21 protein-coding genes and 2 pseudogenes are annotated in these 22,906 nt (G+C 61.5%); 11 read left to right on the plus strand and 12 right to left on the minus strand.

What is annotated here, in order from left to right; translation table 11 throughout:
• The first annotated feature begins 174 nt into the window (after positions 1-174).
• Together BLV04_RS15295 and BLV04_RS15300 are read left to right on the plus strand one after the other, a co-directional pair.
• Positions 175-1,200 carry an efflux RND transporter periplasmic adaptor subunit gene (locus BLV04_RS15295; protein ID WP_093033909.1) on the plus strand — a complete coding sequence of 342 codons (1,026 nt, stop codon included), beginning with the start codon at positions 175-177 and terminating at the stop codon, positions 1,198-1,200.
• Between the two features lie 3 nt (positions 1,201-1,203).
• A complete protein-coding gene (locus BLV04_RS15300) occupies positions 1,204-4,386 on the plus strand; it encodes an efflux RND transporter permease subunit (protein ID WP_093033912.1) in 3,183 nt (1,060 codons plus the stop codon).
• Positions 4,387-4,390: 4 nt separating this feature from the next.
• On the opposite strand, the gene BLV04_RS15305 is transcribed toward BLV04_RS15300, so the two are convergent.
• The 6 genes from BLV04_RS15305 to BLV04_RS25905 all read right to left on the minus strand — a co-directional run bounded on the left by BLV04_RS15305 (position 4,391) and on the right by BLV04_RS25905 (position 11,134).
• Positions 4,391-7,591, minus strand: a complete 3,201-nt coding sequence (locus BLV04_RS15305; protein WP_175534649.1) for a pilus assembly protein — start codon at positions 7,589-7,591, stop codon at positions 4,391-4,393.
• 165 nt (positions 7,592-7,756) lie between these two features.
• Positions 7,757-8,362 carry a pilus assembly PilX family protein gene (locus BLV04_RS15310; RefSeq protein WP_093033917.1) on the minus strand — a complete coding sequence of 202 codons (606 nt, stop codon included), beginning with the start codon at positions 8,360-8,362 and terminating at the stop codon, positions 7,757-7,759.
• A 2-nt stretch (positions 8,363-8,364) separates the two neighbouring features.
• Positions 8,365-9,339, minus strand: a complete 975-nt coding sequence (locus tag BLV04_RS15315; RefSeq protein ID WP_093033919.1) for a PilW family protein — start codon at positions 9,337-9,339, stop codon at positions 8,365-8,367.
• 4 nt (positions 9,340-9,343) lie between these two features.
• On the minus strand, positions 9,344-9,925 hold the full coding sequence (gene pilV / locus BLV04_RS15320) for a type IV pilus modification protein PilV (protein ID WP_217633708.1): 582 nt from the start codon (positions 9,923-9,925) through the stop codon (positions 9,344-9,346).
• Complete coding sequence (locus BLV04_RS15325) at positions 9,922-10,446, minus strand: GspH/FimT family pseudopilin (protein WP_093033926.1); 525 nt, start codon at positions 10,444-10,446, stop codon at positions 9,922-9,924. Before BLV04_RS15325 ends, pilV (BLV04_RS15320) begins: the two co-directional genes overlap by 4 nt.
• A gap of 16 nt (positions 10,447-10,462) precedes the next feature.
• Positions 10,463-11,134 carry a type IV pilin protein gene (locus tag BLV04_RS25905; protein ID WP_281241854.1) on the minus strand — a complete coding sequence of 224 codons (672 nt, stop codon included), beginning with the start codon at positions 11,132-11,134 and terminating at the stop codon, positions 10,463-10,465.
• 581 nt (positions 11,135-11,715) lie between these two features.
• On the opposite strand from BLV04_RS25905, the gene BLV04_RS15335 reads away from it, so the two are divergent.
• The 5 genes from BLV04_RS15335 to BLV04_RS15355 all read left to right on the plus strand — a co-directional run bounded on the left by BLV04_RS15335 (position 11,716) and on the right by BLV04_RS15355 (position 15,582).
• A complete protein-coding gene (locus BLV04_RS15335; protein WP_093033931.1) occupies positions 11,716-12,138 on the plus strand; it encodes a type IV pilin protein in 423 nt (140 codons plus the stop codon).
• Between the two features lie 15 nt (positions 12,139-12,153).
• On the plus strand, positions 12,154-12,660 hold the full coding sequence (locus BLV04_RS15340) for a GspH/FimT family pseudopilin (RefSeq protein ID WP_093034016.1): 507 nt from the start codon (positions 12,154-12,156) through the stop codon (positions 12,658-12,660).
• Between the two features lie 4 nt (positions 12,661-12,664).
• Complete coding sequence (pilV, locus tag BLV04_RS15345; RefSeq protein WP_093033934.1) at positions 12,665-13,117, plus strand: type IV pilus modification protein PilV; 453 nt, start codon at positions 12,665-12,667, stop codon at positions 13,115-13,117.
• Positions 13,114-13,734, plus strand: coding sequence for a PilW family protein (locus BLV04_RS15350; RefSeq protein WP_093033937.1), 621 nt, complete (start codon positions 13,114-13,116; stop codon positions 13,732-13,734). The genes pilV (BLV04_RS15345) and BLV04_RS15350 overlap by 4 nt, the downstream gene beginning before the upstream one ends.
• 66 nt (positions 13,735-13,800) lie before the next feature.
• A complete protein-coding gene (locus BLV04_RS15355) occupies positions 13,801-15,582 on the plus strand; it encodes a pilus assembly PilX family protein (protein WP_093033940.1) in 1,782 nt (593 codons plus the stop codon).
• A gap of 110 nt (positions 15,583-15,692) precedes the next feature.
• Here BLV04_RS15355 and BLV04_RS15360 read toward each other — a convergent pair whose 3' ends face one another.
• From BLV04_RS15360 to BLV04_RS15375, 4 genes and pseudogenes are all read right to left on the minus strand, one after another.
• The gene (locus tag BLV04_RS15360) at positions 15,693-15,932 is read right to left on the minus strand and encodes a ribbon-helix-helix domain-containing protein (RefSeq protein WP_093033943.1); all 240 of its coding nucleotides are present in this window, start codon (positions 15,930-15,932) and stop codon (positions 15,693-15,695) included.
• A gap of 10 nt (positions 15,933-15,942) precedes the next feature.
• Positions 15,943-16,119 (minus strand): annotated as a pseudogene (locus BLV04_RS15365) (DUF4351 domain-containing protein); the annotation flags it as partial.
• 24 nt (positions 16,120-16,143) lie between these two features.
• A pseudogene (locus tag BLV04_RS15370) lies at positions 16,144-16,673 on the minus strand (DUF2887 domain-containing protein).
• Between the two features lie 119 nt (positions 16,674-16,792).
• The gene (locus BLV04_RS15375; protein ID WP_093033953.1) at positions 16,793-17,722 is read right to left on the minus strand and encodes an alpha/beta fold hydrolase; all 930 of its coding nucleotides are present in this window, start codon (positions 17,720-17,722) and stop codon (positions 16,793-16,795) included.
• A 202-nt stretch (positions 17,723-17,924) separates the two neighbouring features.
• On the opposite strand from BLV04_RS15375, the gene BLV04_RS15380 reads away from it, so the two are divergent.
• The 3 genes from BLV04_RS15380 to ilvD all read left to right on the plus strand — a co-directional run bounded on the left by BLV04_RS15380 (position 17,925) and on the right by ilvD (position 20,745).
• Complete coding sequence (locus BLV04_RS15380) at positions 17,925-18,362, plus strand: cupin domain-containing protein (RefSeq protein WP_093034019.1); 438 nt, start codon at positions 17,925-17,927, stop codon at positions 18,360-18,362.
• Positions 18,363-18,376: 14 nt separating this feature from the next.
• The gene (gene cowN, locus BLV04_RS15385; RefSeq protein ID WP_093034022.1) at positions 18,377-18,664 is read left to right on the plus strand and encodes a N(2)-fixation sustaining protein CowN; all 288 of its coding nucleotides are present in this window, start codon (positions 18,377-18,379) and stop codon (positions 18,662-18,664) included.
• A 233-nt stretch (positions 18,665-18,897) separates the two neighbouring features.
• Positions 18,898-20,745, plus strand: coding sequence for a dihydroxy-acid dehydratase (gene ilvD / locus BLV04_RS15390; RefSeq protein WP_093033956.1), 1,848 nt, complete (start codon positions 18,898-18,900; stop codon positions 20,743-20,745).
• 149 nt (positions 20,746-20,894) lie between these two features.
• Here ilvD and BLV04_RS15395 read toward each other — a convergent pair whose 3' ends face one another.
• A complete protein-coding gene (locus BLV04_RS15395; RefSeq protein WP_093033959.1) occupies positions 20,895-21,146 on the minus strand; it encodes a CCDC90 family protein in 252 nt (83 codons plus the stop codon).
• A 260-nt stretch (positions 21,147-21,406) separates the two neighbouring features.
• Here BLV04_RS15395 and BLV04_RS15400 point away from each other — a divergent pair, with 260 nt between their 5' ends.
• The gene (locus tag BLV04_RS15400) at positions 21,407-22,027 is read left to right on the plus strand and encodes a trimeric intracellular cation channel family protein (RefSeq protein ID WP_093033962.1); all 621 of its coding nucleotides are present in this window, start codon (positions 21,407-21,409) and stop codon (positions 22,025-22,027) included.
• Between the two features lie 154 nt (positions 22,028-22,181).
• Here BLV04_RS15400 and BLV04_RS15405 read toward each other — a convergent pair whose 3' ends face one another.
• Positions 22,182-22,604 carry a helix-turn-helix domain-containing protein gene (locus tag BLV04_RS15405; protein ID WP_175534652.1) on the minus strand — a complete coding sequence of 141 codons (423 nt, stop codon included), beginning with the start codon at positions 22,602-22,604 and terminating at the stop codon, positions 22,182-22,184.
• Positions 22,605-22,906: the final 302 nt, after the last annotated feature.

Raw genomic sequence — 22,906 nt, forward strand, 5'->3', positions numbered from 1 at the left:
GCGCTCGATCGGGCGTCGAATCCGATCCGATCGTTACGCCCTCGGCGGCGAGGCCAACGGTGTCGTAGCGTCCCAACACTGGAGAGCTTTCATGCGCGAACTGGATTCGACCCCCCGCGATGTCCTTCCTGGCCGGGGGCTGACGCGACACGATCGGCGCAAACCGCATCTCTCATGAGTTTTCTTCGACTCACCGCATCCGCGGCTTGTCTCTTGATCACCGCGCTCGAGGGCGTCGCCGCCGCCGACATCGCCGAGCCGACCTTGGTCACCGCAGTCCCGGCGATGCGTGAGATCGCACTCGTGGGATTCACCCGCGCCCTCGCCGAAGCACCCTTGGTCGCGGAGACGGACGGACGGGTCCAAGCGCTTTTCGCCGATGTCGGCGACCGAATCGACGACAGCGGGCGCTTCGCTCGCCTGGATACCGCCTTTCTGCAACTCGATCTCGAGGAGGTCGGCGTCCAGGAGGAGCGTCTGCGCTCGCAGGTCGAGTACGATCAGCGCGAGGTCGCCCGATTCCGCGAGCTGGTGCGCCAGAACAGCGCCTCGGCCTCCCAATTGGATACGCTCGAGCAATCCCTGCGCGACAACAGCCACGCCTTGAGAGCTTTGGATGTCAAACGGCGCATGCTCGAAGAACGGCTTGCGCGCGCGACCATCTCGGCCCCCGTCGGCTGGTCGATCACGGCCCGCGATGTCGAGCTCGGACAGTGGGTGCGCGGCGGCGACACGGTCGGCCGTGCGGCGGATTTCTCCACCCTTTTGGTCCCCTTCGCCCTGACCCCCGAGCAATTCGCCGCACTCGAGCTGGCACGACCCGACCTTGCTTTGGAGGTCCTGGACCCGGGCAACAGCGCCGATCCTACAATTCGGGCGCGCATCCACCGCGTCAACCCCGGATTCGATCCGGAGACACGCAAGATCGCCGTCGAGCTCGCCCTGACCGAACCGATGGAACCCGCTCGGGGCGGCCTGCGCCTGCGCCTGCGTCTGCGCCTGCCCGAGGCCACGGGTGCCGTCAGTCTCCCGCCCTCCGCGCTGGACTCCAGCTACGAGGAATCCTGGGTCATTCGCGAGAGCGGAGAGCGGCTTTCAGCGCTTCAGCTCGGACCCGATGCGCTGAATCCGGATCTCGTCCGGGTCACGGCCCCGGGGCTCAAGCCCGGCGATCGAGTTCGCGTCGTCGGGGGTCGCTGACCCGTGCGCCCCGTCGTCCGCTTCACCCTCCGCCAGCGGGTGCTCTTCAACCTGCTGTTCGTCTTCATGATCGTCGCGGGCGTCTTCGCGCTCGATGCCCTGCCCACCGAGCGTTACCCCGAGGTCAACTTCGGCAAGGTCGTCATTACCACGGTCTATCCGGGCGCCTCTCCCCGCGATGTCGAGGCCCTGGTGACGCGCGAGATCGAGCTGGCGCTCGACGGCTTGGAGCACGTCGAGTTTATTCGTGCAAACTCGGTGCGCGAGCGCTCGACCCTGGTCGTGAAGTTTCGCGACGATACCGATTACGGTGCGCTCTACGACGAGCTTCGCTTTCGCGTGCTCAGCATCCTCGAGCGTCTTCCCGATGGTGTCGACCCGCCGCGCTTCGACCTGATCCGCACCTCGTTTTGGCTCCCGGTCGTCGCGGTCAATCTCGTGGGCGATCGCTCCAACCGCGCCCTGTCGCTGATCGCCAAGGAATTGCAGATCCGCATGACCCAGATCCCCGGGGTCACCGAGGTGAAGCTCGACGGGGAGCAGCGTCGCGAGTTCCACATCTTCCTCGATCCCTGGAAGCTCAAGTCGCACGGGGTGAGCCTGGATCAGGTCGCCGTGGCCTTGCAGGACGCCAATGTCACCCTCCCGGCCGGCGATTTCAGCGACGGCACCGGCGAGTATGTAGTGCGTGTAGACGAGCGCTTCCGCACGCGCGATCAGGTCGTCGCCACCGTGGTACGCAGCGATGCCGACGGCTCCTTCGTCACCCTCGACGATCTCATCTCGGACGCCGGGCTCGGCTATCGCACACCGAGCGTCATCACCTCCGCGGACGGGAAGGACGGTGTCGCACTGCGGCTGCTCAAGGCCGAAGGCGGCAACGCCATGGAGATCTACGCCGCGGCCGAGGCGATTCTCAAGGAGCTCGCGCCCCTTCTGGAGCAGGAAGGGATCGAGGTCGTCCTCACCCAGGATTCAACGACCTACATCAAAGAGTCGATCCAGACCCTTGGCTGGAACATGATCGTCGGGGTCCTGCTGGTCAGCCTGATCCTCTGGTATTTCATGGGGATACGCAACGCGGGCCTGGTCACCGTCGGGATTCCCTTTTCTTTTATGGTCACTGCCGTTCTGATGCAGTTGACTGGCAACTCGCTCAACGAGATCACCCTCTTCAGCTTCGTGCTGGTCTCCGGGATCATCGTCGACGACGCCATCGTGGTCGTGGAGAACATCTATCGCCGCGTCCAGGACGGTGAACCCGTCGAGCAGGCGATCATCGAGGGCACCGCGGAGGTCGCCTGGCCCGTGATCTCCTCGACCGCGACCACGATCGCGGCCTTCCTGCCGATGCTCATCATGACCGGCTCGACGGGCGAGTTCTTCGCGCTGATCCCCAAGGCGGTGAGCTTCGCCCTCCTCGCCTCGCTGTTCGAGTGTTTGCTGATCCTGCCACTGCACTACCTTGATTTCGGACCACGCCGCAAGACGCCCTCGCCCCTCGGTGACACGCCCCGAGAGGAGCACGAGAATCACCTCATGCGACCTCTGCGGCTCATGACGGAATCCCTGATCCGCATCACGATGCGGTTTCGGCTGTTGAGCCTATCGGTGGTGTTCGTGGCCTTCCTGACTGCGATCGCCGTTTTGGGCGTTTCAGTGGCCGGCATCGCACCCCTGGTGCGCATCCAATTTTTTCCGGATGACTACACCACTTATTACGCCTTCCTCGAGGGCCCGCCCGAGACGCCGATCGAGGTCACCCACGAGCGCGTCAAGGCGATTGCGCGCTTCATCATGGCCGACGGCCCCGGCTACGCACGCTCCGCCGCAGGCTTCGCCGGCTTCACCATCAGCGAGGATTACGAGGACGAGCTGGGTCGACATCTGGGCACGGTCATGGTCGCGCTGCCGAGCAAGGCCGATCAGGCCTTCGATGACCCGCTCGAGCATCTCGACCGGATGCGCGAGCGCCTGACCGAGCAGTTCGCCGAGCCCGGACTCAGGATCCGGGTCCGTGCCGAGAAAGACGGCCCGCCGACCGGAAAGGACATCAACATCCAGATCGCAGGATCGAGCGAAACGGCCGTGCGGGGCCTGAGTGCTGATTTGTTGCAGCGTCTGCGGGACCATCCCGATTTCGGACCCGACCTGGTCGACCTTCAAGACGATCGCGGCATCCCCTCGCGGGTCTTTCGGCTTGCGGTCGACGAGTCACGCGCGCGCGAGCTCGACCTCACCGCAGGCGACGCCGCACGCATGGCCGCTTCGGTCCTGGACGGGCGCTACATCGGTAAATACCGTCTGAGCGACGAGGAGGTCGACCTCAAGCTCCGGGTCGACCCCGCCTACCTGGATGCGCCCGAAGCCGCGCTCGATATCCCGGTCCTCGAACACCCCTCCGGGCCGGTGCTGCTGCGCGACATCGTCCAGCCCGTCGCCGAGGTTCAGCCGGGCGAGCTCAAACGCTATCAACGCCAACGCAGCCTGACCGTCACGGCCAACATTCGGTCCGGCGCAACACTCTCCTCCGCCCAAGTCACCGCCTGGGTCCGTGCCCAGTACCCTGAGCTGCGCACCCTCTACCCCGGGGCCACGCTGATCTTCGGCGGCGAGTTCGAGGAAACCCAGCGCTCCTTCGACAGTCTCGCGCAGGCGTTCGGCCTCGCCGTACTGCTGATCTACCTGATCCTCGCAACCCAGTTCAAGTCATACATCCAACCGCTGATCATCCTATCGGCGGTCATGTTCTCGATCATCGGGATCGTCTTCGGCAAGGTCGTCACCCAGTCGCTCTTCACCATCAACAGCTTCATCGCCGTGGTCGGGGTCACCGGCGTCGTCGTCAACGATTCGCTCGTCCTGCTCGACTTCATCAATCGACGCTATCGGGACGGCCTGAGCCGCCATGAGGCCATCCGCGAGGGTGTGCGCCTGCGCCTGCGCCCCATCGTCCTCACCACCCTCACCACCACCCTGGGACTCATGCCGATGGCCCTCGGCATCCCCAGCTACTCGGTCATTTGGGGCTCCATGGCCTCCACCTTCGTGACCGGCCTCGCCACCGCAACCTTCCTGACACTCTTCATCGTCCCTGTTGCGTGGGATCTTTTGACCGAATGGGAAGAGAGACGAGCCGCCCGCCGGGCGCTTGGCTCGCAGCGGCGGGGCCAGCTCGACAGATAGAGAATCACCGATCGATATCGCTGCTCCAGAAGAGTCGCGAACGCTTGTTGGTGATGGCGGGCTGGACCTCTTGTGGGCTGATCGGCGTCCCGGTCGAGCCATCGCGCGGCGGGGCACCAATCACGACGGTGGTCGGCTTACCGTCCACCGGGACGGTGGCGAGCACGGGTGCGGGGGGCAAGCCGCCACCTGCCAACTCGCTCGAGCGCCTGCCGCCGCAGGTGCCGTCGACCCCGATTGCCCCGGATCCGTTGAAGAGGTTGACCCAATAACCGGCCGCAATCCCGATCGGCCGCGCGCAAACGCCGCCGGTCACGGCACCCCCGGGCCGTGACGTGCTGAAGGTTGCCATGCCGGCAACGATAAGCGCATTGGTCACGGTCTGCTCGCCTCGGTTCGATAGATTCATGAACCAGCCTCGCGCAGTCGATCCGGGTACGACCTGTCCGCCATCGCAACCTGGGTCGGCGGTGTAGTTGAGCATCGTCGTCGTATCGTCGAGATTGAACGGATAGCCGTTGCCATCCGCATCGGCAACATCGCGCGGGCGATCGAGAAAAATGTAGAACCGATCCTGAACCGAAGTGGCATACGGGTAATCGGTGTCGAGCGGCTGTTCGCGATTACCTGACCCAACGGCAAGATACACCGTGCCTTTGTAGGCCATAACCGCGGGGCCGTAGAGGAACTTCCGAGCGGCGCCTTGGGTCCGGGCGATCTTAAGGATGCTCCAACTATCGACACCGACTGGCGCACCTGTACTCGGATCTACAAAGCTGATGCGGTAGAGGTTGCCCCCGGTATCCGCGGCATAGGCAACGTCGATCAGATCATCGAAATCGATGTCGACCAGGCTCACGTCCGCGGGTACGGCACGTTCGGTTGGGAAGGTCTTGAGCACTGCGCCGGAGGCGGCATCGAGAATATAGACAGCGCGGCCTTTCGACTCGCTACCGCAGGCTGCAGTCGCGGTCTCATGGTCTTCGCAGGGGTCATAGCCGCCTCCCATCACCAGCACGGGCCGGGGTGCTCCGGAGGCGTTGAGATAACCTCCGACGTAACCCGCATTCGGAATCGACCAGGTGTGTCCGAGACCTGTGAAGCCGCTGCTGCATCCGGCGTCGTCGACCGGATTCGGACAGCCCTGCCGCCAAAGCAGCCCGGGGCTGGCGGGGGAGGTGACGTCGAACCCGTACACCATTCGCCCGCCTCGGCGCTGCGTGGGGAAGATCCAGGCCGTGTCGACCTCGTTGTCGCCGTCGTAGCGCACGACCTGCCCAAACGAGCCGTCGAAAAAATAATCCTTCGGCAGCGGATTCGCGGTCTGATCCTGATCAGGGAACGCCACGATAGGCAGATTGTCGCGCAGTCTCTGCAGCCGCGCGTAATGCTCGGGCGCGATGAATGCCCAGCGCTCGACGCCGTTGACGGCATCGACTGCACGTAGCATCCCGTCATTGGTCCCGTAGAACACGGTGACCCCCGTCGCCTGCCCGTAGTTGATCGGCAAGGGGCGCGAATGCACGATATCGCCGTGGATGGTCGGTCGTCCCTCGGCGCGATCCCCGTCCTTGTCCATGTCGTCGATATCCTCGCCGCGCGTGTAGTCGACAAGGTCCTGACTCAGTCCCGATGTCGCCGCAGTGAAGGACGCCAACGCGCCACCAGCTACCGTATAGACTTTTCGAGAGGCAACGTCGGACATCCTCAAGACCTGTCCCACGGCACCCTTTTCGACGAATGGGCCGTCCGGTTGATCAGAATAGGGGTGGGTGACGTTGCCGCACTGACTCCTCGGGTCAGGGACGATATCGAGCGACTGCCAATAGTCCTGCGAATCGGCGGTCCAATAGCTCGACGCGCATTCCGCAACAAAGCCGGACAGTGTATTGATAGCCCGTAGACCGGCGCGATCCGCCAGATCGAGCTCATTGCCGAAAAATTTCAACTGATAGCGCTTCAGGTTGCCGAACCAGCGCGGCGCCGCAAATTGCGCCGGACGGAACATTCCGATAAAGACCTGATTCTCGTTTTGGGCGCGATTGGTTGCGCTGATCGGCAGAGACGCGGATGCGAACGTCGAATTGACCGAGATGATCTCGGAGATGATCGTGTTGAGAATATCCTCAAGAGTCTCTTGATTTCGAGCGAAGAAATAGCGACCACCACCGGCCTTCGCGGTGCTCATCATCAGGCCCGTATGCTCCCGAGACTGCTTCTTGTTGAAGACATCGATCGTATAAGTGATCACCCGAACACGCGAGCCGGACGGTGTCGCATTCGGAACCGGCACACCTCGCAGGTAAAGAAACTTCGTCCAGTCATCCAGGTTCCACGCCTCTCCGGACGATAGATCAGACTCTCCGGTCGGCTGCATGAGCTCAGTCACGATAGAGCCTTGAACCATGTATTTGTTGTAATTTTTGTTGCCGCATTCGTTGGGCGTCTTCACATACGGAAGGCATGCACAAACGCTGTAACCGTCCACCATACAACTGCTGGTGCTGCCGCTGACATCGCTCGTGCAATCCGACTGCTTCTTATAGCAGTCGCTATATCCAAGATTGACATCCTCGGCGGTTCTGTTGAGCGTGAATCGTGGAATCGGGATCGGCGTCGCGCTCCCTCCTTCACCCGCCAATCGGTCGGCAACACCCCCGGAACCCTCGATCAGCGCACGCAAGGCGTTAGAATTTGCTCCATCATCGGCTGTCGGGCCGTTACTCTGCGGGTTTGTGATAAAGACGACGTAGGTATCTGCACAGAGATCAGCGCTGCTCAGCGGCGAGAGAAAACGTGAATAGTTGGTCGAATAACCTTGCGAATCGGCAAGCCCGGAAGGGGCTCCGATCCCGCCCTCCAGCGCGGCAGATCCACCGAGATAGTTGTAAACATCATGAAAGAGATAGCCGTATTTCGGACCGGACTGACGCTTTTCGTCCGGGCTATTGATGTTGTCCCAAATTCGATCGAGCTTCCCGGTCAAGGTCTCCTGATTGGATTCGTCAAGAAACCGAAGCGCATGCCTAACATATCCACTGTCGTTCTGGTTCCCCTGAGTTGAGTACATCATCACGCCGACGTTGACCTTGCCGGTCAGGTTCGTCAGCACGTTGCGAATCGCTTGAACCTCCGCTTGTCCTTGCGTCGTCCCTTTAGGAAGCCAGTGTTGATCGTTGCGGCTCCAGTTGCCCGTATTGTCCAAGACGAAAAGCAGATTCGGTTTCGAGGTCGCGGCCCCGGTTCCGCCTACGAAGATATCGATATCCTCCGCATGAACCGGCACGCCTGCGATGAGCAGTGCCGGAATCAGAGACATCAGACCGAGATTCCGCAGTGAAGGCAACATGGGCTGGATTCCTCGATGTTTTCACCGGCATTCGTGGGGAATGCTGTTGTTGGATTCGCGAACGCCCACGCCTTGCCTGACGATCGCCCGCGCCGGCCTTGAGTCGGACCACGGCAGGTCCGTCACGGTCGCATAAATATCCCAAACCGCGTCGGAGCACATCGACATGCGGCCGGATCCGGAGCCGTCGACCGCGCCCGTTTGTGCCTTTCCGATAAAGCAGCCCTGATCATCCATATCGGCCGGATCGAGACTGTCGTTCGTAATGGGCGACACCGAAATACAAAACGGATTCGGGTCGTCGAGCGCAATGTCGATATCGACTATACTGTCCTCGTTGATATCGATACATTTGTGATTCTTGCGGCCTTGGCAGTAGAAGACCGCCTCGTCCTCGATAACCAGACTATTCTTCAACTGTGTCCATCGGGTAATCGCCTCTTCCAGCGTCGACTCGGCCGCCTTCTGAGCTTGCCGCTGCGCCTCCAGATTGGCGACGACGAGAAAGTTGGTGGAGCCCATCTCGAAGGTCGCGACGGCTATAAGCGTCGTAATCAGGAGCATGATCAGGGCGATCACGAGGACAGCACCTCGTTCGCCTTTTCGAAGGAGATTAGCCTCGTTCATGATTATTGCTCCCTCGGCCCCGCGACATTATTCATGCGCACGGTCGTGCTGTAGGCCTGCCGCCTGAAATCGTCGTAGAATGGACCGACCTCCTCTTCGCCCAGAAGGTACGTCCGCGCATCTTGATAGCCATGTGTCGCCTGCTGATTGCGCGCGAGAATGTGGATCCGCACGGCAACGATTTCGCGCCAATCCGCTGCGTCCAGCGTCTCTGCCGCTGCATACAGATCGGGCTCGCCGTCGCCGCTCATATCTAGGCCGTATTGCAGGTGCATGCGCTCGATCCCCGCGGCAATAGGAATCGGCGCACCTTTGAAATCGATGCGCTTGAGCGTTGGAATACCGTCGCCCGGCTCATAGTTCTGAGATATGTAATAGACCCGATGGAACAACCTGTAGATCGGAGCCGCCTGCGGCACCGCCGCATCGCACGGGCGCAGGATTCCCGTGAATGCGTCCAATTCGGTCCCGATGATGAGCGCTGCCGCCGCGGGGCAAGCGGGCTGTTGAATGTGCGGAAGCCCCGCCAGCAATGTGTCGCAACCCGGCTGACCGACGGCACAGGTGCTGGCCCGCCGCACGACGATCAGATCGCTGTTCTGGAAAAAGGCGTCCATGCTCGAGCAACTCTCGGGCTTCGTTGCGAGATTGCCCTCACCTTGGATGGGGTAGCTCAGGACATCTTCGGTGATGTCCGTCGCGACGAGACAGGGCGAAGGAAGATCGCCGCCGCTCTGTATACGCGCTTCGCCATAAAAACCGGCGTTGCCGATCTCGTCCGTCAAGATTTGGAGCGCATACCGAGCACTCTGAATCTGCCGAACCGAGTTTTCGATATCATAGCGGGTGCGGCTGTTATTCGACAAAATCACAGCGAGCGGTCCGAGCAGTAAGATACCGATCAGCATCGCGATCATGAGCTCGATCATTGTGAATCCAGCCTGGCTCAAGCGCGTCGGTGATACGAGGGTCGTCATGGCGTTAGTTCAGGTTAGCCAGGGTCACGGTGATGGCGAGCACACGGCGACGCAGCTCGCTGCCGTATTGGTCCCGACCGCAGCTCAGAGCCGCGCTCGGGGCGACCGTGTCGCTCAATCCCTGCCAGACCACGCTGACACGAAAGGCCTCCGGGCTCGATCGAATATGCTCCAGGCAACCCCGGGCATCGATCATTGCGCCCAGGAAACTCACCTCGCCATCGACATCTTCCGTCGTTCCGGCGCCTTTCAGCGCAAGACTCCACTCGCAGAGATCGCGCGCCGGAATATCGGTCAAGGCCGTGCAGTCGCTGTAGTTGTCTCCGGTGCCGAGGACAGCGGGCGAGCCGCTCGACGCATAGTCGCCTGCTTTGGCACTCAGGCGCTGACTGTTGATTCGCGCCGCCATATCCTCGGCCAAGACCAGAGCGTGCGCACGCTGGTAGCCCTCCATCTGCAGCATGACCATTTTGGCCTGCAGCGCCGAGAGACTCAGCAAGCCGAAGGCAATGATGACCGCGGTCACAAGCACTTCCACGAGCGTGAAGCCCGACCATCTGCGCCGCGGGGCATGAAGCCGTTTCATCGCGAACATCCGCCCTTCACCATCATGGGCTGACCGCTCAGATCGATATGCACGCAGCGCTTCTCAACCGCGCTGTTGGTTTTCGAGGCGATTTCGATCCCGGACATGGCGGTGCCGCGAAGACGTCCGGAGGCCCGATAGAGGATCTGCGACGGACCACCGGCCAGCGTCACACCGACGAGGGGACCACGGCGCATCAGCTCATGGCCGCTCGTCGTCGGATCCACCGCCACCCAACCCGACTCCCAGCCGGCTTCCGGATCCGCCGGCACGAGCCCGATGTCCGCTCGAAGCCTGATCGCCTCGGAGCGAACCCTCCACAGAGCCATCTGGATGTCGCTCGCGGCGGCGATGGTGCGCTGCTCGGCGATGAAGCGTGCGAATGACGGTACCCCGATACCGCTCAGAATCGCGGCTATGGTGACAACGAGCATCAACTCGAGCAGGGTAAATCCGCGCATCGAGGTAAGACGGCCGGCGATCGGCTGCAATCCGTTCGGACTCGCCTGCACAGTCATCATCAGAGCCTCCTACTGCTCACCAAGTCCCGCTTGGCCCCTTGGCGCCGGCCTGATTGATCGTCAGCGCCTGCCCCCCGAGGTCACGAACCTGCATGGAAGTTGCCTTCGGTGTCGCAGTCAGAGTGAATGCGGGCGGCTGAGTGGCGATAGCGATGTCGACGGTATAGAACAGGTCCACGCGCTCCGGTAGCGTTGCGCCGAGATCGCCCAGTGTCGGCGCATATTGTCGTGCGCCAAACAGGTACAGTTGTTGCTTCTGAGAAAGATCCATGAGAAATGCTTGAGTTTCGGCCCGATTGGCCTTGCGGACATGCTCCTGATAGCTCGGATAGGCGACGGCGGCGAGGATGCCGATGATGGCGACCGTGATCATCAGCTCGATCAGGGTGAAGCCGCGCTTGCGAGCTGCCCGATTCCGACCGCCGGGACCTGGCGGCTTGGATGGGCGCGGGGCGCAGACTTCAGGATCCACCCATCCACACTTGTGCTCGGCCCAGCAACGTGCGCTGATGGGTGGCGACGTACCGGGCGCGTGATGCTCACCAGCGGATGCAGCGTCGAGCCCCGTCGGCGAAGAGATCCGATCCCGAAACTGCTTGCCGCCGAGTTCATGATCGGGCGGTTGATGTGAGAATCTGATCATGGCGGTCGCTCGCTGCTCGCTCGTGGTCCCGCGGCTCTTTGCCACGAGATCGGTCGGCGGAGGAGAACCTTGCTTCGTGGGGGTCTCCCCTGCCGGGGAAAGGTCGTAGGGTCAGTTCGCGGAGAAACGGACGCGCGGACGAACCCTCATCTCGACTTGAAGTCTGGCAGCCCGTCAAGCCGACAACCGGGAGCAAGCGCACAGATCACGGTAGAAGCCGGACGGCGATAACCGTCGAGATCACCGATGCCCGGCCAACATCGGCTTCCGTGCGCTCGCGCTGAGCGTCTCAAACTGACGAATTTGTCGCGCTCGGAAAGACACTCCGCACAACCGACATCAGCCGCACCGCCCGGGAAACCGCAGTCCTCGTTGCCGGACCCCGCCCGGCTGAGACCAAACGGCCCGGCGCCCGCCCCGTGAGCCGCTCCTTGCGCCGCCGATCCTGCCCGGTGAATCAAGCGCGTGCGGCCAACCTGTCGGACGAACGCCGAAACTGCTCTGCGTGCCGCGCCGATGCCGGATCCGCACGCCCGCGCCGAAACCGCCCGATATTCGACAAGCAGGTTCCCTGTGGCGTATATCTTGCGGAATAACCAACCGACTGACTGACCTCCGGAGCCCCCGTGAAAGCCCGATCGACGCACAACAGCGGTTTCACCCTCATCGAGTTGATGGTTGTCGTCGCGATCGTCGCGATCCTCGCGGGCATCGCCTTCCCGTCCTACGTAGACCACGTTCGAAAGGCTCGAATGACGGACGCCAAGGGGGTCTTGCTGGAGGCTGCGCAATGGATGGAGCGCCAATACACGCTCGAGAACGTCTATCCCGACGATGAGAGCTTCGAAGACGACTCGGGTCTCGCGCAGTCGCCCCGGGACGGGGGAACGGTCTTTTATGAGATTACGGTCGACACGGACGACGATGGACAAGGCTACACACTCACTGCCGAGGCAGCGGGCGATCAAGAGAAGTATTCGCGCTGCGAGAGGTTGACCCTGACTCATACCGGCTCCCGCGACTCGGACGATGCGGATGATTGCTGGTAGTGGACGACTTCGATCATGACCTCACGCAGGCATCAAGGCTTCACGCTGATCGAATTGATGGCCGGTCTCGCGATCATGTTCATCCTGCTCGCCCTCGCTGTTCCGTCGTTTCGGGAGCTTTCGGCACGTAACCAGCTGAGCGCGGCTACCAATGACATTCTGATGGGGTTGCAGCTCGCCCGTAGCGAGGCGGTTCGCCATGCGACACGCATGACCCTGTGCCCGAGCACCGACGAAGATACATGCACGAAAGAGACGCCTTGGTCCGCTGGCTGGATCCTATTTCACGATGCGAATGACAGCGGATCACGCGACGAAGACGAACGCCTGATCCAGGTCTTCCCGCCTTTGCCCGACTCCGTCGAGGCATCCGGACCAGCGTTGATCACTTACGCAAGCGCGGGAAATGTTACGACCTCCGTACAGCTTGCGGTAGCACAATCCGGCAGGAAGGAAGCGCGTTGCATTCGAATCATATCAAGCGGTTCCATCTCGGTAGAAAAGGAGGCTTGCGGGGACTAAACCCATGCCGATCATGACGTCTCCTTTTCGTCAATACGGTGTTACACTTATCGAAACACTGATCACTATGGTGATCGTCTCGGTCGGTTTACTTTCCATTGCCGCACTCCAATTGAAATCCGTGCAATATGCGAGCGAGAGCTATCATCGCAGCGTCGCTACCGTGTTGGCAGGGGATCTGGTAGAACGACTTTGGGCGGGAATCTGCACATTACCCGATAATGCCGAGTCCGTTGCCGAAGATTGGGAGACATCGATCATCGCGACCGATCCGACTCCTCTCCCAGGATGGGTTCATCAAGATGGCGGCCCGCTGAGCGAGATCGACGGTATTTACACAATTAACATCGAATGGACCGAAAGGCTCGGTAGCAACGACGATCAGGAAATTGATGGCAAGACTGCCTCATTTGAACATCATGCAGTCCTGCCGACTTTGCCCGGATGCAATCCATGAAGAGCAGCGCCAAGGTGCGGGGGTGGTCCCGACGCCCGATATCCGGATTTACGTTAACCGAGCTCTTGGTTGCAATGACACTGAGTCTGTTCATTATCGGCGGCGCATTGAGTGTCTTCGTCTCCAGCCAAGAAACCTACCGAACCAAGGCAGATTTGGAGACATCTCAGGAGGCAATACGTTTCGCCGCCTATACCATTTCAAGAGCCGTTAGGAGCGGAACTAGTGTTTCCGGCGATAATAGTACGCTTGTCGTCACATTCGAACGCGGAGACGGCGTCCAGGATTGTCTAGGCGAAGGCAAAGACGATAATCCTAGGGTATCCCGTAGCAATACTTTCTTTCGATTCGGAAATACTCTACGGTGCAACAACGGTGATCGGACTGAAGCTATAGTCACCGGACTATTGGATACACAAGACGCATTTTCAGTGCTTTACGGGCGCAGTAATGATTCGAGCGATTGGATTTCAGATGAGGACTATGTGGAAAGCTCGGAGATCAACGACTTCTCCGCCGTCCGTAGCGTGAAAGTCACGCTCCTTACCCCGGCAGGTACTGTCAGTTTTGTCGCAACCTTGAGAAATAGGGTCATGTTGGATCTCGGTGGAGCCTGACCGCCACGAAGAGGCATAGATCGCAGATCCAAAACATCCTGTGGTTTCAACACAAATTGGAGTTGGATGATGAAGCGTTCGTTACGAAATCGGCAAGAGCGTGGCGCAGCTCTCATCATCGGCCTGATCTTGATTACGGTTGCCAGCCTTCTCGCCATCACATCGATGCGTGGAAGCCGTATGCAGGAGATGATGACGTCGAACCAAAATAATAAGCTGATATCACAGATGGCCGCGGAAGCAGGCGCATCAGAGTTGTTCGAGTGGGCTAGCTCCCTTACCGCCACACAATGGATGAGTTGGCGTAACGGCGATTTACTTTGGGACACCAACAGGATCCCAACCGAAGACGGAGGGTCGCCTTTCATAGGCAATTTCGGTTTTTTCTGGATTGATCCAAGCGAGTTGACCTGGGTGGTTTCTCCGAATGCTCAAGTCACCGCACAAGTGAATGGAGCCGCGCGACGGGACGACGTTCCGGAATCGCTCGCGATCACTCGAATATCGGTTGTTCTTGAGGCACCCTCTGCGGTCGCCAATGCTGGAGTCAGCCCATTCGAAGATGGAGTTGTTGGGTGCTCCGGAATCAATATGACAGGAAGCGGACAGATTGATAGCTTCGACTCAAATCTCGGTGGATATGACGAGTGGTATACGGATATTAGCGCCGGCGAAGCTCGACGAAACAGCCTACGGACCAACGTGACCGTCCGTACTACTCAGGCAGACGCGACCGGATCCTTATCCGGAAATGCCCCGATCTACGGGGATTTGGTTTTTACGGGAAGCAACCTGTCTCTGTCCGGCGGAACACCGGTCTACGGAAATGTCTCAGCGGAAGGGAACGTTTCTGCAAACGGAAACATTCAGGGCACGCTCACTGCGGGAGGCAATGTTACCTTTGGAACCGCTTCTACTCAAGGCGGCCATGTGATGGCTGGAGGGGATGCTGTGGTCCAAGCGACAGCCAATCCCCCTCCATCAATTGATGCAGCTGGAAAGTCACAATGGCCTGACTGGTGGAAATGGGATCCGAAGCTTCAAGCATTGTCGGAGAAGTACCGTTCGGATGTTGACCTGACTATTCCAAGCTTAATTAATAGCGGAGAGAGCTGTGATCAATTAGAGTTGCGAGATCCGAAAACCGACACGCCGGGAAAAATGTTTGCAGACGTTTGGAATAACCCTAATACCCTTCAAGCCTCCGAATGGCTGAAAAGCAATTGCGGGACAAAATGCATCGATGATAAGGCGAAGAAGCTGACGCTTACAGGCACAGGAAGCTCGACAAGCACAATCGGCGTGTCCGGGCAGCAGCTCATGCTCAGAGTGGACAAAGAGCTCACGACATCGGGAAACTTGGCAGGTATTCGAATCGAGGGCGATGTCACGCTTGTTGTCGACGGCAATTTTGATCTCGGTAACAACACTCAGCTTCAGATCGCGAAAGATGCCAGTCTAACGTTGCTCGTTACCGGTAAAACGACACTTAGTGGTGGATCAAACCTATTGGGGGAGTCGCCGTCTTTCGTTCGAGGGGATGGTGACAGCAAAAAGGCTGCTGTTCAGCTGTTTAGCAGCTACAAAGACGCCAACAACAATCAGCCTGGCGTATTCGTCGGCGGCGCCAACAATTCGCATGTAGCGGTTTACGCCCCTCATACTGCAGTCCGAGTGGTCGGATCGGGCGAGATATTCGGCTCGTTGCGCGGAAGGTACGTCGACATTCGGGGAAGTGGTGATGTGCACTTCGACGAGGCGCTTGACGCGGTGACTTACGGAACCTCAGGGGGAGGGGGTCAGGCGAACCCGGCTGCTTTCCGCTCCATGGTTGAGATTCTTCCGTAATTGAGAGGGCTCAGAGTAAGCACCCTTTGCTGATTCCACAATCCCCCGGCTTCGCCACGGTAGAGACCGGAAACCGAGCCGGTGCTTCGTGGTATCCAACACGACCCGCATCAGCGCTTACGCGCCCAGCCGATGGCTTCATCGACCATCGAGGTCAATTCCGCCTCACTCAGTTGGGTATTGGCGGCCTTGGCCTGCTCGGCGGTCAATTCCAGGATGTGTGCCTGTACCGCTTCCTCGATGAGTCGCGACAGGTCGCCTTTCCGGCCACCGCCCTGGCTGGCCAGAAACAAGCGAAGGCACCGGTCGGTGTCGACCGAGAGGGCGACATTCCAGCGAAAGGTATTCATCACTGCGCAATCAGTGATCCCGCAACCAGGCCTCAAGATCCTCGGTCGAGCCAAAATCCAGCAGGGCCTCGCCGAGAGCTCCGAGCTGGGCGCCGTCGAGGGCGCGGATCTTCTCCAAATGCGGCGGCGTCAACACACCGCAGCGCCGGGTGAGCAAGCGCAGAACCAGTTCGAGCCGGCCTTCCTCTCGTCCTTCCTCTCGACCTTCGCCTTAAGCCTCTTGGTACGACAGTGTCTTTTTCACATCGGTGACGGGCAAGTGCAGCATGGCGCGGATCTCCTCGCGGGTCAGTTGAGGGAATTCATACACCAGAATCGTCTCGATCAGATCCAGGGTTTCCAGCGGATCGGCCGTGCTCTCGCGTTCCGCCGCCAGTGCGCGCGCCTCGACTGAGGCTTGCGCTTGGTCCAGGATGATCAATCGGGCGAGTCGGACGTTGAAGCCGAGGTGCTCGGCGCCGAGCAGATCGCTCAGATAGACGCGCCGCAGAAGCCCGCAGCCGATGAGAGCCGCGTAAGGGGTGATGATTCCGGTGTCGGCGGGGCGGTCCGGGAAGACCACGATGGCCAGCCAGGGACGGGCGACCCTGTGGCGGTAGAGATACAGGAAATCGACGCCAACCAACGCGCGTCGAAGGTCGGGCGGCCTTGGAACGGGGCCTCGGCGAAGATCAGCGGGGCATCGGCGCGCTCGGACGGCGGAAGCAAGACGCCGTCGAGCCGAAAGGTGGTCTGTTTCACCTCGACGGCTTATTGCCGGGGCGATCGGGCGAATGAATTCGCCCCTACATGCCCGGCGAATCCCGGCCATTCGTTGGCCGGAGACGACGGGTAAAGGTCGGCGCCGGCGCAAAACGGCCCTATGCGCCCGACTTTGACCAGAAGGCGTCCAGAGCCGCAACGGTCTCGGGCAGGCGCTCCCATTGCGGTAGGCCCATGTTCGGCGCCAACCGCTGCCGAGACCAATTCGGGTGACGTGCGACGAAGTCGTCGAGCCGCTCGAAGTCGATATAGGGGTCGCGGTCGGCGATGGCCAGCACGGGTAGATCCGTGAGCCTCGCGTAGAGCCGGTCGGTCGCTTCGGGCGTGAAGAGCTGCATGGAGAGAAAGACCAGAGGGGCGTGTCGTGCTCCCGGCTGATGCGATGTGGCGTAGGCGTAGTCGAGGATCTCCTGCGTCGGCTCGCCGACGAAGGATTGTCCGAGGTAGTAGCGGATGCTGCGCTTGGAGGCGACGAGATCGAAGAGGGCTTGACTCAGTCCGGGGGTCTTCAGGATCGGGTGGACGATGCGACCGAAACCCGGCCCCGGCGGCACGCGTTGACTGAATCCGGTCGGTGCGATGAGCGCCATGGAGGCTACGGAGCGGGGTTTGGAGCCGATCGCGCGTGCCGCGAATTCGGCACTCAGCGACAAGGCGACGACATCGGCGGGCTGCACGACGACCTGCTCCAGAAACTGTTTGAGCACGTCGGCAAAGAGCTCCGGTGTATAGCCCGCCGGACGACGCTCGGAGTGGCCGAATCCCGGAAGGTCGAGGCTGTAGACGGGACGCTGCGAGCGATAGTGCTCGAACAGCGGCTTGACCTCGAAGCTGCTCGGCGCGGCGTTGATGCTGTGGACCAGCACCAGCGGGCGCCCGCCGACGGAGGTATCGGCGTAATAGGCGATCCGCCAGCCGTCGGCGCTCGTGAACTGCGAACGCGGTGCGTCGACCGCCTCGCCGAGACGGATCCCCCGCCCCTTTCGATCGCCCCTATGCTCGGCTGCTGCCAGGGTCTCTCCGGTCATGGTTACATCTCCCGCCTTGGAATTGTCGATGGTGGACGGCCGTCGTCGGCAGGCGCCGCCACGGGCCGTTTTGAATGCGTTGTAGTGTTGCGCGATTATACGCCGAGGCGTCGGGGCGCCGATGCCGGATCATCGACGCCGCGATCATCCTCGAGCCTGTATGATTTACGAAGCCCGAACCTCGAATCCCCAAGGAGTCTTCATGTCGCCCCCTCGCACGCTCGGCCTGCTGTTGGCCGGGTTTTTCGCCGTGCTGGCCAGTCACGGCGCGCTCGCCTATCAGATCAGCGGGGTCCAGGTCGAAACCCTGGCCAAGTCGCACACCAGTTGGAACGGCACCCCGCTGCCGGCATATCGGACCGGTCAACCTGAGGTAACCATCGTCAAATACCACATCGCACCCGGCGCGGATCTGCCACCGCACCTGCATCCCGTCATCAACGCGGGCGTCATGCTGAAGGGCGAGCTGACCGTCGTGAGCGATACCGGCGAGAGGCTCCATCTCAAGGCCGGCGACACCATCGTCGAGCTGGTCGATCAGGTCCATCAGGGTCGCAACGAAGGGGCCGAGCCGGTGGAGTTGATCGTCTTCTACGCGGGGAACGTCGGCCAGCCGACCAGGGTTTTGAAGGACAACTGAACCGGATGACCACGATGAATCAACCCCTCCCAAACGACCGCTACCTGTCCTTCGTCGGGCTGAACTGCGACCAGCGTGCAGAGCGCTTCATCGGCGATCTGCGCGAGCTGATGCGCGAGCCCGATCGGACCGACCCCTTCTGGACCTACCTCGCGGCCAAGCTCGACGGCCAGAAAGGGCCAGCGCACGACGAGCTGTATCACATTCACTGCCATCTCAACGACATCCGCGACCTGCTCGATCGCCTCGACGCACCCGAGCTGATCGCCGAGCTCGACGTGCTCGAGACTGAGTGTTGTTGAACCGCGTCCCGTGCTCCGGGTCCGGGTTGTGGTCGGTCGCAACCTCGGCCCGTCACTCGATCTCGGCGAGGACGCGGTTCAAGATGATGAATCCAAGATCCTAAAACGCGCCCCTGCCGATGTTATTAGTCGCACGCCGCCGAACCCAAACACCAAACCCGCCATGCCCTACCGAGCGCGTTTTAGCCGGGTATACTTGGCGGGATCCGATCCTCCCCGCCAGGTAGCCTCTCATGCCCCAGTACCGCTCCCGCACGACCACCCATGGCCGCAACATGGCCGGCGCCCGCGCGCTCTGGCGCGCCACCGGCATGACGGATGCGGATTTCGACAAGCCCATCATCGCTGTGGTCAACTCCTTTACCCAGTTCGTCCCCGGCCACGTCCACCTGAAGGATCTAGGCCAGCTGGTCGCGCGTGAAATCGAGGCCGCAGGGGGCGTGGCGAAGGAGTTCAACACCATCGCGGTCGACGACGGCATCGCCATGGGTCACGGCGGCATGCTCTATTCCTTGCCCTCGCGCGAGGTGATCGCGGACTCGGTCGAGTACATGGCGAACGCCCACTGCGCGGACGCGCTGGTCTGCATCTCCAACTGCGACAAGATCACCCCCGGCATGCTGATGGCGGCTTTGCGCCTGAACATCCCGGCGGTCTTCGTCTCGGGTGGACCGATGGAGGCGGGCAAGGTCGTACGTGCCGGCAAAGAGCTGCATCTGGACCTGGTCGATGCCATGGTCGCCGCGGGTGACGAGAAGGAAAGCGACGCGTCGGTCGCCGAGCTCGAGCGCTCCGCCTGTCCGACCTGCGGCTCCTGCTCCGGAATGTTCACCGCCAACTCCATGAACTGCCTGACCGAGGCGCTCGGGCTCAGCCTGCCCGGCAACGGCTCGCTGCTCGCCACCCACGCCGCGCGCAAAGATCTCTTCCTGGAGGCCGGCCGGCTGATCGTCTCGCTTGCGCGCCGCTGGTACGAGCAGGACGACGCCAGCGCGCTGCCGCGCTCGATCGCGACCTTCGATGCGTTCGAGAACGCCATGAGTCTGGACATCGCCATGGGCGGATCCACCAACACCGTGTTGCACCTCCTGGCGGCCGCCTACGAGGGCGGCGTGCCCTTCACGATGGAGGACATCGATCGGCTGAGCCGTCGCGTACCCAACCTCTGCAAGGTAGCGCCCTCGACCCAGAAATATCACATGGAGGATGTGCATCGCGCCGGCGGCGTGATCGGCATCCTCGCCGAGCTGGACCGGGCCGGCCTGATCCATCGCGATCTGCCGACCGTGCACAGCGCCACCCTCGGCGAGGCGCTCGCGCGCTGGGACGTGCGCTACACCGAGGATGAAGAGGCGCGTCGTCGCTATCTGGCTGCGCCGGGCGGCATCCCGACGCAGGTCGCCTTCAGCCAGTCGCAGCTCTGGCCGGATCTGGACCTGGATCGCGCTGAAGGCTGCATCCGTGATCTCGAGCATGCCTACAGCCGCGACGGCGGCCTTGCGGTGCTCTTCGGCAATCTGGCCGAGGAGGGCTGCATCGTCAAGACCGCGGGGGTCGACGCCTCCATCCTGACCTTCGCCGGACCGGCCCGTGTCTACGAGAGCCAGGAGGATGCGGTGACCGCCATCCTCACCGAGCAGGTCAAGGCAGGCGACGTCGTGGTCATCCGCTACGAAGGCCCCAAGGGCGGCCCCGGCATGCAGGAGATGCTCTACCCGACCAGCTATCTCAAATCAAAGGGGCTCGGGAAACACTGCGCACTCATCACGGACGGGCGCTTCTCGGGTGGCACCTCGGGTCTTTCGATCGGCCATGTCTCGCCCGAGGCAGCCGACGGCGGCTTGATCGCACTCGTGGAGGAAGGCGACCGGATCGAGATCGAGATCGCGAGCCGGCGGATTCATCTCGCCGTGGACGAGCAAACCCTCGCCGCCCGCCGGGCCGCCATGGAGGCACGCGGCGCGGCGGCTTGGAAACCGCTCGACCGCCAGCGTCAGGTCTCGACCGCACTCAAGGCTTACGCCCTGTTGACGACCAGCGCCGCCCATGGTGCCGTAAGGGATTTATCGCGGCTCGGATGACCTGCAACATTCGGTGAGCCGCGCCTTAGGTTATGCCGAGCCGTGCGAGGCACAACCAACCGTCCGCGGTTGTTGTGCTTCCTAGCGTCAGCACAACCTACGGTGCGATGCCATGCAGCGCTACATCGCCGAATAGGGGTCGGTGTTGGCTATGCGGGGAAGAATGACTTGAGCAAGAGGGCCATCACACCACCGAGCAGGATGCCCATCATCCACTTGATGAGGCTGATGTCCGACCGGATGGGCGCAAGCTCGATCTGCAGGTCTTTCTTTGTGATCAGCTCTGCTTCTCCGGACGCATCGCGGAGCGCTTCGGAGATGACCTTCGCCTGATCTTCGGGAATCCCTACCGACTTTAGCTTCTCGACAAATTTCAATGTATCGAAGGTGATCGTGGCCATGCCCACAACTCCCAACCGATACAAACGGTGTATTGTGACCATAGCACACTGGATTAAGGAGGCGTCGGACCTTAAGGCGATTTCAGTGAATAGGCATCCCGACTGCGGATGCACGGACGACCTGACTGTTGTAGGGGCGAATGAATTCGCCCCTACACGCCGGTAGATCCTTTCCCGGAAACCGCCTAAAGAAGGAATCCCGACGCAATTGTGCCCACTCGCGTTTGGACCCTAGACTCGCCGAACAGCAGAAGAGGCTCATGCTGACCATCATCGAAATCGGCGCCATCATCGCCTTCGCCGTATCCGGTTTGATCGAGGCCGCGCGTCGGCGCATGGATATCGTCGGGGTCTTCACGGTCGCCTTCGTCACGGCGTTCGGGGGCGGGACGCTGCGTGACGTCCTGCTCGACCGCCGCCCGCTCTTCTGGGTGCAGCATCAGGAGTATGTCTGGCTGGTCTTGGCGCTGACCTTGATCGGCTCGCCTTTGCTCGGCTTGATGCGGCATCGCTGGGCGGATCGGGTCATGAACGTCACGGATGCCCTCGGGCTCGGGCTGTTCGCCGTCTCGGGCGCCGCGCTGGCGATGGCGGCCCAGATGCCGCTCATCGTCGTGGTGATGATGGGGGTCGTGACCGGCGTCTTCGGCGGGGTGCTTCGCGATGTACTCTGTAACGAGATCCCGGTCGTGTTCCAGGATCACCGCCCCTACGCGCTCTGTGCCTTCGTCGGCTGCTGGGTCTTCATCGGCGTCGACGCCCTCGGTGCCGAGCCCTGGCTGACCTTGCTGGCGGGTGCCGGCACCACGACAGGGTTGCGCCTCTTGGCGCTGAGTCTGGATTGGCGGATCCCGCCTTGGCCACGCAAAATGGGGGGCTGAAGCCCCCGGCAACTGCGTTGGCTGGACCACGCTGAATCCCTTACGTCGACAAAGGGCATCGCTCTCGGCTCTCTCGCGCTCCTCGGGCGTACCGATGGGCAGGTGCACATCTCGCGGCGGACGCCTCTGCGCCGGGGTATCGCCTACCAGCTCTTCACTCCGGCCGGGTGACCCCGTAGCGCTTCATCTTCTGCCAAAGTGTCTTGCGGCTGATGCCGAGCCGGGCCGCGGTTGCGGTCATGCTGAAGTCCTGCTCGGCCAGCGCGGTCTGGATTGCCGCGCGCTCGCTCGCTTGCGCCCGTGCCTTCAGACCCTTCTCCGCCGGCGCATCCTGCACACCGTCCAGGGCGAGCCGCTCACCCCGACCCAGGGTGTCAAACCGAACCGCAACGGCTGCCTTGAAGCGCGCACGGGAGACGCTCCGGCACCGGCGACGCCTAGGCCAGTCGCCAGCAGACCGGAGAGAAAGGTGCGGCGTGAGCAGGGAGACGACATCGGGCATTTCGCGGCAGGCACCACGCAGGCCCCGGGCGATGCAGTCGCCGATGCCCAACGCGGAGCGGTTGAGGACATTCATGGTGCCGTCGCCCATCCCCATCACGATTCAGCACAGCCGAGGAGTGCATCGTATTCCCGAGTACCGCCATTGAATCGAGGGCGCAGACGGATACCGGTTCTTGGAAGGTCCGGGATAGACGTTGCAAGAGAGTAACCGAAGACAGCGTCCGTGTCGGGAGGCACTTTGAGACAGCGTCGTGTGCGCGGATATGACCGTGGGTGATATCCTCGGTGCACGTCATGATCAATGGTGGCACCTCTTCGGATGCCTGTGGTCTCGTAACAGGGGCAGCGGTGGATCAATACCGAAAAGGCTCGCGA

Origin of the sequence: Thiocapsa roseopersicina (assembly GCF_900106925.1) — a bacterium.
GTDB classification, from domain to species: domain Bacteria; phylum Pseudomonadota; class Gammaproteobacteria; order Chromatiales; family Chromatiaceae; genus Thiocapsa; species Thiocapsa roseopersicina.

Coding starts and splice junctions, on each gene's coding strand:
- BLV04_RS15295 (WP_093033909.1), top strand. CDS start 175: ATGAGTTTTCTTCGACTCACCGCATCCGCGGCTTGTCTCTTGATCACC.
- BLV04_RS15310 (WP_093033917.1), bottom strand. CDS start 8,362: ATGAACGAGGCTAATCTCCTTCGAAAAGGCGAACGAGGTGCTGTCCTC.
- BLV04_RS15315 (WP_093033919.1), bottom strand. CDS start 9,339: ATGACGACCCTCGTATCACCGACGCGCTTGAGCCAGGCTGGATTCACA.
- pilV (WP_217633708.1), bottom strand. CDS start 9,925: ATGAAACGGCTTCATGCCCCGCGGCGCAGATGGTCGGGCTTCACGCTC.
- BLV04_RS15325 (WP_093033926.1), bottom strand. CDS start 10,446: ATGATGACTGTGCAGGCGAGTCCGAACGGATTGCAGCCGATCGCCGGC.
- BLV04_RS15340 (WP_093034016.1), top strand. CDS start 12,154: ATGACCTCACGCAGGCATCAAGGCTTCACGCTGATCGAATTGATGGCC.
- pilV (WP_093033934.1), top strand. CDS start 12,665: ATGCCGATCATGACGTCTCCTTTTCGTCAATACGGTGTTACACTTATC.
- BLV04_RS15350 (WP_093033937.1), top strand. CDS start 13,114: ATGAAGAGCAGCGCCAAGGTGCGGGGGTGGTCCCGACGCCCGATATCC.
- BLV04_RS15355 (WP_093033940.1), top strand. CDS start 13,801: ATGATGAAGCGTTCGTTACGAAATCGGCAAGAGCGTGGCGCAGCTCTC.
- BLV04_RS15360 (WP_093033943.1), bottom strand. CDS start 15,932: ATGAATACCTTTCGCTGGAATGTCGCCCTCTCGGTCGACACCGACCGG.
- BLV04_RS15375 (WP_093033953.1), bottom strand. CDS start 17,722: ATGACCGGAGAGACCCTGGCAGCAGCCGAGCATAGGGGCGATCGAAAG.
- BLV04_RS15380 (WP_093034019.1), top strand. CDS start 17,925: ATGTCGCCCCCTCGCACGCTCGGCCTGCTGTTGGCCGGGTTTTTCGCC.
- cowN (WP_093034022.1), top strand. CDS start 18,377: ATGAATCAACCCCTCCCAAACGACCGCTACCTGTCCTTCGTCGGGCTG.
- ilvD (WP_093033956.1), top strand. CDS start 18,898: ATGCCCCAGTACCGCTCCCGCACGACCACCCATGGCCGCAACATGGCC.
- BLV04_RS15395 (WP_093033959.1), bottom strand. CDS start 21,146: ATGGCCACGATCACCTTCGATACATTGAAATTTGTCGAGAAGCTAAAG.
- BLV04_RS15400 (WP_093033962.1), top strand. CDS start 21,407: ATGCTGACCATCATCGAAATCGGCGCCATCATCGCCTTCGCCGTATCC.
- BLV04_RS15405 (WP_175534652.1), bottom strand. CDS start 22,604: ATGAATGTCCTCAACCGCTCCGCGTTGGGCATCGGCGACTGCATCGCC.